The following is a 13,664-nucleotide window of genomic DNA, read 5'->3' as shown; positions in this document are numbered from 1 at the left end:
AATCTACAATTTTAACAAATATAATTTAAAACCTCTTAATCGAATCAAGCACGGTTTCCAGTATCATACTAGCTGCTACTGCATCATCGTTATTATTACGGTCTTTTCTTTTCACTCCAAATGACTTAAGGAAATTATTCGCTGCTTTTGTAGTTAGTCTTTCATCTTGTAAATATATAGGCAAATTTGTAGACTTTGCCAACTCTTCGGCAAATTTCATCACTATATTTGTTTGCTGTGTTACTACACCGCTCATATCAATCGGCAGACCTATTACAACGCCGCAAATTTTATATTTTTCGATTATATTAAGCAAAGAAGTAATAACAGCCTTTTTATTTACCTCGGTTATAGTATTTAAAGGCATAGCAATACTCCGTTTCCCATTGGACATAGCAATACCAAGTTTTTTACTCCCGTAATCAATAGCGATAAGCGGAGCATTCACTATTAAAAGCCGATAAAATTCTTGAAGATTTTTTATGATCATGGTAGTTATTAAGTCGACTTATATTATGTTTTATATGCTAAAAACTATTCAAAAACATTTAGATACGAAATTAATTAAATTATCGGCAATTTTAGCCTTTATTTATTGTTTGTTATTTGATACCGCAATATTGATTTATAAATTTGATTATTATAAAGCAACGATCTTTAGAGGGATATTAGAATTATCAAAAGATTTTTGTTATATTTATATATTTTCTTTTATAGCATTTTTTGGTCTTAGCGTACATAGATTAGTGTTAAAAATCGGCACAGGGTTTTTATTTATAACATCCGCTATTGCTAGTTATTACATTTATTTCTTCAAAATAAATCCTACTAAACAAGTAATAGGTAGTTTTTTCTCAACGGATTTAAACGAAGTTTATGAATTAACCAGCATTAAGTTAATAATATGGATAATTTTTTGCCTTTTTACCTGTTTTTATACCCTTAAATCTTTCGCTGCCGAAAATTCTAAATCATTCGTAACAAAACTATTATCTGCCGCTTGTTTACTTATTTTTGTATATAATATTATTATTCCTTCATTTAAGATACTAAAAAATTATTTTCCTGTTCAGTATTTACATAATACTTATCTTAATTTTGCCGGAAATGTCGGTGATAAAAATTATGCACGTATAGATATTAGCAAACAATATAATTTTATAGATAACTCTGACGCCAATATTATAGGCGTTTTAGTTATAGGAGAATCGGCAAGATTTGATCATTTCGGTATTAACGGTTATGAAAGAGATACGACTCCTTACTTAAAGACTGCTCAAAACCTAATTTCTTTCAAAGCTAAATCTTCTTCTAACCTTACCTATATTTCCGTACCGTCGTTACTTTCACGTTATCCTGCAAGTCAAATTGAAAATAGTAGACAAGAGAACAGCTTTTTATCAATTTTAACAAACCTTGGCTTTAATACTACTTGGATCGGCACTCAAACTTTAATGAGGAGTTTTGCAAATTTTGACCTAAGTAATATCTACAATGACGTTAATTTTACTATAGTACCGGGCGGCTCTGCCCTATTCTCTCTAAATGATCATGATGAAAAAATATTGCCTTTTATAAAAGAAATAATAACAAATTCAGAAAAACAATTTTTAGTAGTTCACACCTCAGGAAGTCACTGGAACTATAATGCGAGATATCCTAAAGAATTTGAGTATTTTACCCCTACCTGCCCTATTAAGGTTAAGGGGGATGCGAGCGATTGCGATAAGCTTGCTTTAGTTAATAGCTATGACAACTCTATTTTATATACCGATTTTTTTTTATCTAATTTAATAGATCTACTTAAAAATAAAAATGCATTTTTATTTTATGTATCGGATCACGGAGAATCACTAGGAGAAAACGGCTATTACGGACACGGAGGTCCGCTACTTGCAGAACAAGTAACCGTGCCGCTTATAGTTTGGGTATCGGATGATTTTAAAGCAAAATATCCTGAATCAGTATCTTCAATTAAAAATTATGCTAATACCGAGATTAGCCATGATTATGTATTTCACTCAATCCTTGATTGTTTAAATATAGATTCTGACATAATAGATAAAGACTTAAGTATATGTAAATCTAGTTAAAAATTATTGGATTATTAAAAAATTTATATATAAATTAAGATCTCAATAATTATATATTTATTATTATGTCTGATACACCTAAACTAGAAGACTATTATTATAGATTTTTACAAAATATTTTACTTAAAACATTAGAACCAAAATAAAGCTGCAGAAACTTATTTATTACAGGAAGATTTTAATAGTGCTTTAAATGAGATAAAAAATGTAAATGAACAACTTGAAGAATATTCAAGCATTCTTTCTTTACGCAAAGCAATTAAAACCCATTTTTGATAAAAAAATATATAATTAAATATAACAATATTTTTAGATATTTTTTTGACTTAAATTCTTTTTTTATAATCAAAAATAATATAAAGTAAAAATAAAAAAAGGTATCAAATATGGAATACGCATTATTAATTTTTAGTATTATAGCGATTTTAGTTATAATACAAATGGTTAAAGTTGTACCGCAACAACAAGCATGGGTAGTGGAAAAACTTGGAAAATTTGATAAGGTACTGCAACCTGGTTTAAATTTACTAATCCCCGTCATTCAAAGAGTAGCATACAAACATACTTTAAAAGAAGAAGCAATAGACGTTAATGCACAAACTGCTATTTCAAACGATAACGTGACACTATCCATTGATGGCGTTTTATATGTCAAAATCATTGATCCAACGGCAGCTTCTTACGGTGTTAATAATCCTTACTATGCCATAACGCAACTTGCCCAAACTACCATGCGTTCAGAAATCGGTAAATTACCTTTGGATAGAACTTTTGAAGAGCGTGAAGCATTAAATATTGCTATAGTGTCGGCAATTAACCAAGCTGCTATAAATTGGGGTATACAATGTATGCGTTATGAAATTAAAGATATACAGCCACCGCAATCCATACTTAAAGCTATGGAATTACAAGTAGCAGCCGAGCGTCAAAAGCGAGCCCAAATTCTAGAATCGGAAGGTAATAGACAAGCAAAAATTAACCATGCAGAAGGTGAAAAAGCACAAATCGTACTGAATTCAGAAGCTTCTTATACAGATCAAGTTAACAGGGCAAAAGGTGAAGCTGAAGCAATAGGCTTAGTCGCTACCGCTACGGCAAATAGTATTGAGATTGTTGCAGCAGCAGTACAAAAAACAGGAGGAAGTGATGCGGTAGCTCTTAAAATAGCCGAACAATATATCAGTGCATTTGGTAATTTGGCTAAAGATACCAACACCGTAATTTTACCTGCAAATCTTTCAGAACCGAGTAGTTTTGTAACTGGAGCGTTAACTATATTTAACCAATTAAAAGCTTCTTCAGAAAAGAAAATAAATAAGTAACAATTTATAAAGATTTATTATTGTAATAATAATTAGTTTTATATATCATATCAAATTATTAATTAATAAAAGGTTATGAATATGTCAGTATTTGTCGGCAAAACTGCTCCGGATTTTACGGCTAAAGCTATTATGCCTAATAATAATATAGACGATAAGTTTAAACTTAGCGATTATGCTGCAGGGGATAATATAGTGTTATTTTTTTATCCCCTAGATTTTACTTTTGTTTGTCCATCGGAAATTATAGCATTTCACAATAAGCTTGGTGAATTTACCGAAAGACGTACTAAAGTAGTAGCTGTTAGCGTTGATTCTCATTTTAGCCATTTAGCTTGGAAAAATACTCCGCATAATAAAGGAGGGCTTGGACAAGTTCAATTTCCTATGGTTTCCGATATAAAAAAAGATATTTCTTCAAAATATAACGTACTTAATGAAGATGGGGTCGCTTTGCGTGGAACTTTTTTAATTGATAAGGATTTCATAGTACGTCATATGCTAGTTAACGACTTGCCTATCGGTCGTGATATTAATTATACGTTAAAAGTAATCGATGCTTTAACTCATCATCAAAAGCACGGTGAAGTTTGTCCTGCCGGTTGGCATAAAGGTGAAGAAGCAATTACTCCGTCACATGAGGGTATAGCACATTATTTAAGCTCACATGCAGAGAAATTATAGTTGCTCTTAATTTATGTCATCCCGTGGCTTGACCACGGGATCTTGTATCACAGGCTGTGTCCTGAGATCCCGCGGTCAAGTCGCGGGATGACACTAACTCATATCAAATAACCCTAAATAATGCTAAAAGAATTATTCTCTGCCTCTAGTTCTAAAACATCCTATAGCACTGAAATAATCAATATTTTACGGCTCATTAGGAGCGAAAATGTCGGTCCTAAAACTTTCTTTAGTCTAATTAAATTATTTGGTGATGCAGCTACCGCTATAGATAATGCTCCGGATTTTTCTTTAAGAGGCGGTCGTTCAAAAGCAATTAAGATTTTTAGCAAAAGTGATGCCGAAAAAGAAATAGAGTGTCTTGAAAAGAATAATGCTAAGATCATCACATATAAATCTCCGGCATATTTAAAATTATTACTTGAAATTTATGATCCTCCGCCGATATTAAGCTATAAAGGCAATATAGAGTTATTAAATCATAATAAATGCGTTGCAATAGTAGGGGCAAGAAATGCTTCTGCAAACGGAAAAAACTTTGCTCATAAAATTGCTACCGGTTTAGTAGAGCAAGATTATATAACTGTTTCAGGACTGGCCAGAGGAATAGATAGCAGCGTGCATCAAGCTGCAATTTCTAAAACTATCGGAGTTATTGCAGGCGGTATTGATCATATATATCCACCGGAAAATAAAAAATTATTTGAAAGTTTAGCCGAAGAAGGTTTAATATTAGCTGAATTACCTATCGGCTCTACACCGCTTGGCAAACATTTTCCGCAACGTAATAGAATAATATCAGGACTAGCCTTAGGAGTAATAGTAGTAGAAGCAAGCTTAAAATCAGGTTCGTTAATAACTGCAAAATTTGCACTTGAACAAAATAGAGAAATATTTGTCATTCCAGGTTTCCCTTTAGATCCAAGATGTCAAGGTACAAATAAATTAATTAGAGAAGGAGCATATTTAGTGGAATCAGTAGACGATATTGTAGCTAATTTACCACAATATGAAAAATTTATCGAAAAAGATGATGAGTCATTTAAAGATTTTATTGAAATGGATGCTAATTTTAAAGCACTAGATACGACACATCTAAAAGAACCGTCACAAAAGGAGCGTGCTGCTACATTGGAACTATTATCGGCAGTACCTATTAATTTTGAGTATTTACAAAAAGAAACAGAATTACCGCTTCCTATTATATACACGGTAATATTAGAATTAGAACTCGCCGGTAAAGTGGTACGCCATGCCGGTAATAAAATCTCATTAGTTTATAATAAGTAGATGAAATTAGTAATAGTAGAATCGCCGGCAAAGGCAAAAACAATAAATAAATATTTAGGTGATGAGTTTAAGGTCATTGCATCATTCGGTCATATAAGAGATTTACCTTCTAAAAAAGGATCAGTATTACCTGATGAAAATTTTGCAATGAAATATGACCTTTCAGACAAAGCCGGTAAATATGTAGATGCAATAGTTAAAGATGCAAAAAAAGCCGATGCGGTATATCTTGCAACCGATCCGGATCGTGAGGGTGAATCTATCTCATGGCATGTTGCAGAGGTAATAAAAGAAAAAAATAAGGTTAAATCCGATGATTTTTTCAAAAGGGTAGCCTTTAACGAAATCACTAAAAAAGCAATTATTCATGCCGTTGAGAACCCTAGAACACTTGACACTAATTTAGTAAATGCTCAACAAGCAAGAAGAGCTTTAGACTATTTGGTCGGCTTTACCCTTTCACCTCTTTTATGGCGTAAGTTACCCGGATGTAAATCGGCAGGGCGTGTACAGTCTGTGGCTCTGCGATTAATATGTGAGCGAGAAGATGAAATAGAGCGTTTTAAGTCAGAAGAATATTGGGATATTAGCCTTAAAATGCAAAATAGTAATAACGAACTATTTACTGCTAAATTGACTCATGTAAACGATCAAAAGCTAGAAAAATTCTCAATTACTAATGAAAAAGATGCAAAAGATTTAACCGAAAAATTAAAGTCTCAAAATTTTCATATCGATAAGATAGAAAAGAAACAACAGAAACGTCAACCGCAACCTCCTTTTATTACTTCATCACTACAACAAGAAGCAGCACGGAAATTAGGTTTTAGTGCTAAAAAGACTATGCAAATAGCACAAAAACTTTATGAGGGCGTTGACATAGGTAAGGAAACTATAGGGCTTATTACCTATATGAGAACCGACGGTGTTACATTATCAAATGATGCAGTAGCAGATATACGTAAGTTAATCGATAAAAATTACGGCGATAAACATTTACCGAGTAGCCCTAGAATTTATAAATCCAAAGTAAAAAATGCTCAAGAAGCTCATGAGGCGATAAGACCGACAAATATAACTTATACTCCTGATAGCTTAAAAGAAAAACTCGAAAAAGACTATTATAAACTCTATGAACTAATTTGGAAAAGAACTATAGCCTGCCAAATGGAAAATGTTATAATGGATTTGGTAGTTGCAAATTTAGCTTCAGAAAATAAAGAATATTTGGCAAAAGCAAATGGATCGACTATAGCCTTTGACGGGTTTTATAAGGTTTATCGTGAAAGTGTAGACGATGAAGCAGAGGAAGAAAATAAGATGCTGCCACTTTTAAAAGAAAATGAGCAGCTAAAAACTAAAGAAGTTATTCCAAATCAGCATTTTACAGAACCGCCTCCAAGATATTCGGAAGCAAGCTTAGTGAAAAAACTTGAAGAGCTTGGGATCGGTCGCCCCTCCACCTATGCTACTATTTTATCGGTTTTACAAGATCGAAAATACGTCTCTCTTGAGAAAAAACGTTTTATGCCTGAAGAGCTTGGACGTTTGGTAACTGTATTTTTAGTTGGTTTTTTCAAAAAATATGTAGAATATGATTTTACCGCAAGTCTTGAAAATGAATTAGATGAAATAGCAGCCGGCAAGCTTGAATGGAAATCTGCCTTAAGTAATTTTTGGAGTGGTTTTAACCATAATATTGAATCGGTAAACGAACAAAAAATAACCGAGATTATTAGCTATGTGCAGAAAGCCCTTGATTATCACTTGTTCGGTGAGAATAAAGAATCTAAAGCTTGTCCTTCATGTAAAACAGGCGAGCTTAGTTTAAAGCTCGGTAAATTTGGAGCGTTTTTAGCATGTAGCAATTACCCTGAATGTACCTTTAGAAAATCCATTGTTAGCGGTAACGATAATAACGAGAATGAGGGTGAGCTTTCTACTACTCCTAATGAGAATAAAGTTTTAGGCACCGATAAAGACGGAATAGAAATATATCTGAAAAAAGGACCTTACGGACCTTATATTCAACACGGAGAACAGGAAGGTAAAGTAAAACCGAAACGTAGCCCCGTGCCTGCTAGCTTGAACCAAAGCGATATCACACTTGATATAGCATTAAAGCTTCTAAGCTTACCGCTTAAAATTGGTATTCATAAAGATACTAACGAGGAAATTATGATAGGATACGGTAAATTTGGTCCTTACATAAAATATATGGGTAAGTTTATTTCAATCCCAAAGAAATATGATTTTCTAAATTTAAGCTTAGATGAGGCAATGCAGCTAATCGAAGACAATAAGGCAAAATTAGAAAAGAAACAAGCGTGATCAGTGTCATACCGTGGCTTGACCACGGTATCCAAAAAAATAACTTAATGGATCCCGCGATCAAGTTAGCTAGGATGACATTAGAGGTACTGGATACCGTGGTCAAGCCACGGTATGACATATGTATTTTAATAATTTAAATACCACAAATAATGACAAAAGTTATAACACGATTTGCTCCGTCACCGACCGGCATGTTACATGTCGGTAATATTAGGGCAGCACTACTTAACTGGCTATATGCAAAGAAGCATAACGGGCAGTTTATCTTAAGGTTTGATGATACGGATTTAGAGCGTAGCAAACAAGAATATAAAGACGCTATAGAGGAAGATCTAAAATTTTTAAATATTAATTGGGATCAAACATTTAACCAATTAAGCCGTTTAAGTAGATATGATGAAATCAAAAATCTATTATTAAACAAAAAAAGATTATATGCCTGCTATGAAACTCCTGAAGAGCTAGAGCTAAAACGTAAATTTCAATTATCTAAAGGATTACCGCCGATTTATGACCGAGCTAGTTTAAATTTGACGGAAGAACAAATAAAGAAATATATAGAACAAGGAAGAAAACCGCATTATAGATTTTGGGTAAATCATGAGCCGATTAGCTGGCATGATATGATCAAAGGCGAGGTTAAATATGACGGCAAAGCTTTAAGCGACCCAATAGTGATAAGAGCTGACGGTAGTATGACCTATATGCTTTGCTCGGTTATTGATGATATCGATTATGATATTACTCATATTATTAGAGGGGAAGATCATGTTAGCAATACCGCTATTCAAATTCAGATGTTTGAAGCTTTAAATAAGATTCCGCCGGTTTTTGGGCATTTGAGTTTAATAATCAATAAAGACGAGAAAATTTCTAAAAGAGTAGGAGGATTTGAGATTGCAACTCTTAGGAAACAAATTGGGCTTGAAGCTATGACAATTGCCAGCTTTTTTAGTTTACTTGGTTCTTCATCACAAATCTTGTCTTATAAAAACATGGATGAATTAGCAACGCAGTTTGAGATAAGTAGTTTCTCTAAAAGCCCGACTATTTATCAGCCGGAAGATTTAGAAAGATTAAATCATAAATTACTTATCAGTTTAGATTTTGATGAAGTAAAAGATCGCCTCAAAGAAATAGATGCCGAGTATATTGATGAAAATTTTTGGTTATCGGTAAGACCTAACTTGCAAAAATTACGTGATGTAAAAGATTGGTGGGAGATTTACCATCAAACTCCAAATGTAGAAAATCTAAATTTAGATAAGGAATATTTAAAGCAAGCAGCAGAGTTGTTACCGCAAGGTGAAATCACTAAAGATAGCTGGAGCATTTGGACTAAAGAAATAACAAATATAACAGGTAGGAAAGGTAAGGAGTTATTTTTACCTCTTCGCCTTGCTTTAACCGGCAGAGAATCAGGACCGGAAATCGCAGGAGTATTACCTTTGATTGATCGGAAAGAGATAATAAAACGATTAACGTAATTCCCGTGAAAGTGCTTTGTTGTATGGATTCTATGTCATTCCCATGTAGGCATTGTTGCGTGGATCGATTCCACCCATGTCATCCCACGACTTGATCGCGGGATCCAGTTAAAAAAATCATTAGTGTTTTAAATTATTTTTTGGATACCGTGGTCAAGCCACGGTATGACCTAGAGCACGTTTTTCGATCCATGCAACAAAGCCAATGCCTACTTGCAATGACGATTGAGTATGACAACAATTTTAGTAATACTCTATCATATTGGTATTAATAGCACCGGCAAGTTCTGCGGTATCGCCGTAGATATTATCAACAATAAGAGAAATTATGCCTGCTGTTCCTAAACCTTCCACAGTTTCACAAGCTACATATCCTGCAGTTAGCCCTGCTTTTACTGTATTTTTTACACATTCGATAGAATCAGACGGCGAAATTAAAATTGCTCCGACAGTCAAAGCCCCAATAAGAACCGGAACCGGAGGTGTATAGTAAGTAAGACTCGCAAGACCAGCTACCGTTGCTTGAACAAATATAGCGGTAAAGGAATAATTAGCACTGCTTACATCAGAAGCAAGTTCTTGAATAGAACCTACAAATTTTGCACCGTTCGTCACTATATTAGTAGCATGTGTTATTGCTGAGCTAGCATATGTTGTGCAATCTGCTGCAGCTTTGTTAACATTTTGAAAATGAATTGCAGCACTATCAAAGTAGCTGGATGTTTTTTTGAGGTTTGTAACCCCGTATAGTTTTTTGACATAATTTCCCCTTAAAATTAAATTGTGACGCAATTATAAATTAAATGTTAGAGTATGTCATGTCAATGGATATTATTAATAGATGATTAGGGCATTAATAATGTATTAAAGTGAAGAGAGAGTATTTAGCCGTTAAAAAACTTTTTAATTTTTAGCTTATCTTCTTTAGATAGATTAGGCTTGAATCTGTATATATCTTTTTTATCAGCACTTTCAGGTCTAAATTTAAACTCACCTTTAGTTGTTTTGATTATAACAATCTGATCAGGATCACTATTAGGAAAGTCATAACGCACCACTCACTATATCACCATTCCGCAAACCTGCTTTATAAGCGTTACTATTTTCGTCAATATTTTTTATTGTATCATTATTTACTAAAGCATCTCGATCAAAACCACGATCATACACGCCCATTTTTACTTTCTCGATCGGCAGAACTTTAGCTATGTCAGTTAGATCTATAGTTTTGCCTTGTCCTATATATTTGTTTATTTCTTTATCTATCCCTTTTGGAACATAATTTTTAACTATTTGTTTTAAATAATCGCTTGAAAATTCTTGCTCTTTTGAGGTTTTAAATAAATCAAGCATAACATTATCTAACGATTTACTCTTATTACTATCTTTAATGAGATTATCTAAATAAAGTGCAAAAACAAACCTACGATAATAAGGTAATTTCCTTATCCGTTAAATCAAACTGACCTTGCAAAGAAAGATATACCGGATTTTTCTGATTAACAATTTTGTAGATACGTAAATCCCCTGCTGCATACAAAGCACTAAGTAGCTCTTCCTTTTTAGCTTAAAATTTAAAGGATTTACTGATACCGTAATCTGATATTGTTTTCCAGCTATCAGAAATATTATTCCATTCAATATTAAACTCAATTTTATCCTTATCATTAATATCTTCGGGTAAGGTAAAAAGCCCATAACCCGGTGAATGAATTAAATTTTGTCTAATTATTGTTTCGTGGACGTTTGAAGGATTGCCAGTTTTTTGGTATATCTCATAACTTAAACGGATAATATTGATTTTTCCCGTATTTAAAACAGCTTGATTCCCATTTTGATTTCTAAACTGTAACTCTCCAATCGGATATTCAAGTTTGACATTCTTTATTTGTTCATAATATGAACCGCTTGCCCATGCATAAGGTAAATCTAAAATAACTTCGCCGTCCATAGCGCCGATTATTTCCGTTTCAACTTTAATAGCCGAAACAGGCTTATTAGATAAAGGAGTTATTTTATAATTTATTTGTCGATAAGTATTTGCAAATACTTAATTTGAGACTAAAATTAAAATTAGGAAGAATGCAACTTTTATTAAATTCATATGTTACTTTCTGCCATTAATTTATAAGCTTCTTCATCTTCAAGCCATTTGGCATTTTCTATTAAATATGATTCTTGAAATTCGGCAAGTGTTGGATCAGGTTCGCCTTTTAAATTTTTAAGCCCGTCACATAAAATACCTAAAAAACCGATATTATTCTTTTTACAATAATCCCCTACATCTTCAATATGCTTCATGCGGTCATCAACAAATACAATAAAACTAGCATTTAACTCATCAGAAAATTTTGATAAAGTACCGCTTTTTGAATGATTACTCGTTATAAATATCCCTTTAGAAAAAATAGCCTCATCCTTTTGTCCTGAATTATAAGCTGCCAATTCTTTATTATCAGAAAACTCTATATCAAGTTCTTTTAATTCTTTATATTGCCAATCTTGCATAGAAAGAATATTGCCGAATTCTCCGGTATTCATCTGTGTAAGACCATAAACCGGATAATTTTCTTTTAGATTATTTAAAACTTCTACCCACTCTTCATCAATTAATATTACCTTTCGCTGTAGTCTCCAATTACTGACAATTTCTTCATAATTATCATAATTACTTTTACTTTCCTTAATTCTATCAATCATTTGATTATAAGGTGCTGCTCTAAAAGTTTTTGATTTAGGGGTTATAATAGTATCGTCTATATCAAGAAATATTAAAGTATTAGCAGGTGCATTTTTTATTATTAAATCATAAACTTTTAATGCACTATCAGCAGTTTCAAAATTTTTCATACGGTTTTTACTTTATATTACTAAAATCAATACCAAGCTCATCAGCCAAAATAACCATTAATTCAAGCCCTGCTCTATTGCTCCATTTTCCGTGTTCATAAAAAAAGTGATAAGGACCACTAACCGGTGACGACAACCAAATTTCTTTGGCTGCACTTTGTTTATTTATTACATATATACCTTTATCAGTATCAAGATTTAATATATCGCCTTGTAAATCTACGTCTATACTCGCTTCTTTATCTTGCTCTTCTATCTTTACTGCTATATATGCAATTGTTGTTTCGGCTATTTTACTAAATTCGGCGTTATTCATAATCAGTATATATCTATTTGTCAGGATCAATTTCCGGCTCAGGTACTTTAATCAAACTTTTTCTATAACTTTCAACAAATCTATTATGATCATTAAGGTTGTTGGAAAAATTATGCCCTCCTTTACCGTCAACTACAAAGAATAAGGCATCTGTTTTAGCAGGTTTTACTACTGCTTCTAAAGATTTTAACGAAGGACACGAAATCGGACCCGGCGGTAAACCTTTAATATAGTAAGTATTATACGGCAGTGCTTGCAATAAATCTTTTTTTGTTAAAGCTCTTGCTAATTTAAATTTTCCCTCAGTCAAAGCATATATAGTAGTCGGATCGGCTTGTAGCTTCATATTTTTCTTTAAACGATTAATGAATACTGCTGCTATAATAGGCTTTTCTGCATTTGAGCCGGCTTCTTTTTCCACTATAGAAGCTAGAGTTAATACCTCAAGTCTAGTTTTTAATGGAGAATCCGTTGGAAGATTTTGCATTACCTTATCTAAATTAGCAGACATTAAATTTCTCATTTGATCGATTATTTGCTCTTTTTGATCTCCATAAGAAAAAAAATACGTTGAAGGCATTAAAAAACCTTCCGGTATTATACCTTTTATTTCTCCGAGTAATCGACTTTCTTCATTAATTTTCTTTATAACCTCACTAACTACCGTACCTTCCGGCACAATTATCTTGTGTATTATAGATTTACCGCTTGCTAATATTCTTAAAGTTTGCAGAGGCGATATATTACGTGTAAACACATATTCACCGCTTTTAAGAGGGTTTTTTACAGAATAAATTTTAGCAATTACTTTAAAAATTCTTGGATATTTAATTACCTCATTAAGATACAGTGTTGTAACTATTTGATTTACGGATAATTTAGGTTCAATAATTATCGTTTTATTTTGAGTAAGATTACCCGGCACAAAAATATAAAATATACTAAAATTTAGCAAAGTAATAAATACAATTAGAGATACTATAACTAAAAAAAGTTTAGTTTTTAATAGATTTTTTAACATAACGACTATTATTTTTATAAAGCTTAGAAATATTGATAAAAAAAATTACCACGAAATATGGTTTTTTCTTGACATGTGAAATAACATATAGTAAAACTAACTTAAAGTTTGGTTGAAGTTAAATATTTGCTAAATTTAAATTATATAGTTTTTGCTAAATAAATCAATAGTTTTAATATTTAGTAATTAAAATATTAAAACTAGATGACCAATGAGCAACAAAATTAATAATGCAAACCAATTTACTATAACAATAGTATACTCCTG

14 protein-coding genes and 1 pseudogene are annotated in these 13,664 nt (G+C 32.4%); 7 read left to right on the top strand and 8 right to left on the bottom strand.

What is annotated here, in order from left to right; translation table 11 throughout:
• Positions 1-25: 25 nt before the first annotated feature.
• The gene (gene ruvX, locus ACIAS7_RS04790) at positions 26-490 is read right to left on the bottom strand and encodes a Holliday junction resolvase RuvX (RefSeq protein ID WP_473198426.1); all 465 of its coding nucleotides are present in this window, start codon (positions 488-490) and stop codon (positions 26-28) included.
• Positions 491-524: 34 nt separating this feature from the next.
• On the opposite strand from ruvX, the gene ACIAS7_RS04785 reads away from it, so the two are divergent.
• The 7 genes and pseudogenes from ACIAS7_RS04785 to gltX all read left to right on the top strand — a co-directional run bounded on the left by ACIAS7_RS04785 (position 525) and on the right by gltX (position 9,210).
• The gene (locus ACIAS7_RS04785; RefSeq protein ID WP_473198425.1) at positions 525-2,093 is read left to right on the top strand and encodes a phosphoethanolamine transferase; all 1,569 of its coding nucleotides are present in this window, start codon (positions 525-527) and stop codon (positions 2,091-2,093) included.
• A 65-nt stretch (positions 2,094-2,158) separates the two neighbouring features.
• Positions 2,159-2,388 (top strand): annotated as a pseudogene (locus tag ACIAS7_RS04780) (hypothetical protein).
• Between the two features lie 91 nt (positions 2,389-2,479).
• Positions 2,480-3,415, top strand: a complete 936-nt coding sequence (locus tag ACIAS7_RS04775; RefSeq protein WP_473198424.1) for an SPFH domain-containing protein — start codon at positions 2,480-2,482, stop codon at positions 3,413-3,415.
• 81 nt (positions 3,416-3,496) lie between these two features.
• Complete coding sequence (locus tag ACIAS7_RS04770; RefSeq protein WP_473199419.1) at positions 3,497-4,099, top strand: peroxiredoxin; 603 nt, start codon at positions 3,497-3,499, stop codon at positions 4,097-4,099.
• Between the two features lie 120 nt (positions 4,100-4,219).
• The gene (gene dprA, locus ACIAS7_RS04765) at positions 4,220-5,389 is read left to right on the top strand and encodes a DNA-processing protein DprA (RefSeq protein WP_473198423.1); all 1,170 of its coding nucleotides are present in this window, start codon (positions 4,220-4,222) and stop codon (positions 5,387-5,389) included.
• Complete coding sequence (gene topA, locus ACIAS7_RS04760; protein ID WP_473198422.1) at positions 5,390-7,720, top strand: type I DNA topoisomerase; 2,331 nt, start codon at positions 5,390-5,392, stop codon at positions 7,718-7,720. It begins immediately after the preceding gene.
• A gap of 152 nt (positions 7,721-7,872) precedes the next feature.
• Positions 7,873-9,210, top strand: coding sequence for a glutamate--tRNA ligase (gltX, locus tag ACIAS7_RS04755; protein ID WP_473198421.1), 1,338 nt, complete (start codon positions 7,873-7,875; stop codon positions 9,208-9,210).
• A gap of 243 nt (positions 9,211-9,453) precedes the next feature.
• Here the strand turns inward: gltX and ACIAS7_RS04750 are convergent, their stop codons facing one another.
• The 7 genes from ACIAS7_RS04750 to mltG form a co-directional block, all read right to left on the bottom strand.
• Positions 9,454-10,002, bottom strand: a complete 549-nt coding sequence (locus tag ACIAS7_RS04750; protein ID WP_473198420.1) for a hypothetical protein — start codon at positions 10,000-10,002, stop codon at positions 9,454-9,456.
• 92 nt (positions 10,003-10,094) lie between these two features.
• Positions 10,095-10,265, bottom strand: a complete 171-nt coding sequence (locus tag ACIAS7_RS04745) for a hypothetical protein (RefSeq protein ID WP_473198419.1) — start codon at positions 10,263-10,265, stop codon at positions 10,095-10,097.
• Positions 10,255-10,563 carry a hypothetical protein gene (locus tag ACIAS7_RS04740; protein WP_473198418.1) on the bottom strand — a complete coding sequence of 103 codons (309 nt, stop codon included), beginning with the start codon at positions 10,561-10,563 and terminating at the stop codon, positions 10,255-10,257. Before ACIAS7_RS04740 ends, ACIAS7_RS04745 begins: the two co-directional genes overlap by 11 nt.
• A gap of 214 nt (positions 10,564-10,777) precedes the next feature.
• Complete coding sequence (locus tag ACIAS7_RS04735) at positions 10,778-11,161, bottom strand: hypothetical protein (RefSeq protein WP_473198417.1); 384 nt, start codon at positions 11,159-11,161, stop codon at positions 10,778-10,780.
• A gap of 149 nt (positions 11,162-11,310) precedes the next feature.
• Positions 11,311-12,060, bottom strand: coding sequence for a DUF2608 domain-containing protein (locus tag ACIAS7_RS04730; protein ID WP_473198416.1), 750 nt, complete (start codon positions 12,058-12,060; stop codon positions 11,311-11,313).
• 7 nt (positions 12,061-12,067) lie between these two features.
• A complete protein-coding gene (gene cyaY, locus ACIAS7_RS04725; protein ID WP_473198415.1) occupies positions 12,068-12,376 on the bottom strand; it encodes an iron donor protein CyaY in 309 nt (102 codons plus the stop codon).
• Positions 12,377-12,389: 13 nt separating this feature from the next.
• Positions 12,390-13,397, bottom strand: coding sequence for an endolytic transglycosylase MltG (gene mltG, locus ACIAS7_RS04720; protein ID WP_473198414.1), 1,008 nt, complete (start codon positions 13,395-13,397; stop codon positions 12,390-12,392).
• Between the last annotated feature and the right edge of the window lie 267 nt (positions 13,398-13,664).

The organism is Rickettsia sp. 109562A South Dakota, from assembly GCF_055791265.1.
This window is presented reverse-complemented; position numbering and strand designations above follow the sequence as displayed.

Excerpts from the sequence above, each read along its gene's own strand:
- mltG (WP_473198414.1), bottom strand. The coding sequence starts at position 13,397 with ATGTTAAAAAATCTATTAAAAACTAAACTTTTTTTAGTTATAGTATCT.
- ruvX (WP_473198426.1), bottom strand. The coding sequence starts at position 490 with ATGATCATAAAAAATCTTCAAGAATTTTATCGGCTTTTAATAGTGAAT.
- ACIAS7_RS04735 (WP_473198417.1), bottom strand. The coding sequence starts at position 11,161 with ATGGACGGCGAAGTTATTTTAGATTTACCTTATGCATGGGCAAGCGGT.
- ACIAS7_RS04770 (WP_473199419.1), top strand. The coding sequence starts at position 3,497 with ATGTCAGTATTTGTCGGCAAAACTGCTCCGGATTTTACGGCTAAAGCT.
- ACIAS7_RS04785 (WP_473198425.1), top strand. The coding sequence starts at position 525 with ATGCTAAAAACTATTCAAAAACATTTAGATACGAAATTAATTAAATTA.
- dprA (WP_473198423.1), top strand. The coding sequence starts at position 4,220 with ATGCTAAAAGAATTATTCTCTGCCTCTAGTTCTAAAACATCCTATAGC.
- cyaY (WP_473198415.1), bottom strand. The coding sequence starts at position 12,376 with ATGAATAACGCCGAATTTAGTAAAATAGCCGAAACAACAATTGCATAT.
- ACIAS7_RS04730 (WP_473198416.1), bottom strand. The coding sequence starts at position 12,060 with ATGAAAAATTTTGAAACTGCTGATAGTGCATTAAAAGTTTATGATTTA.
- topA (WP_473198422.1), top strand. The coding sequence starts at position 5,390 with ATGAAATTAGTAATAGTAGAATCGCCGGCAAAGGCAAAAACAATAAAT.
- gltX (WP_473198421.1), top strand. The coding sequence starts at position 7,873 with ATGACAAAAGTTATAACACGATTTGCTCCGTCACCGACCGGCATGTTA.
- ACIAS7_RS04740 (WP_473198418.1), bottom strand. The coding sequence starts at position 10,563 with ATGCTTGATTTATTTAAAACCTCAAAAGAGCAAGAATTTTCAAGCGAT.
- ACIAS7_RS04775 (WP_473198424.1), top strand. The coding sequence starts at position 2,480 with ATGGAATACGCATTATTAATTTTTAGTATTATAGCGATTTTAGTTATA.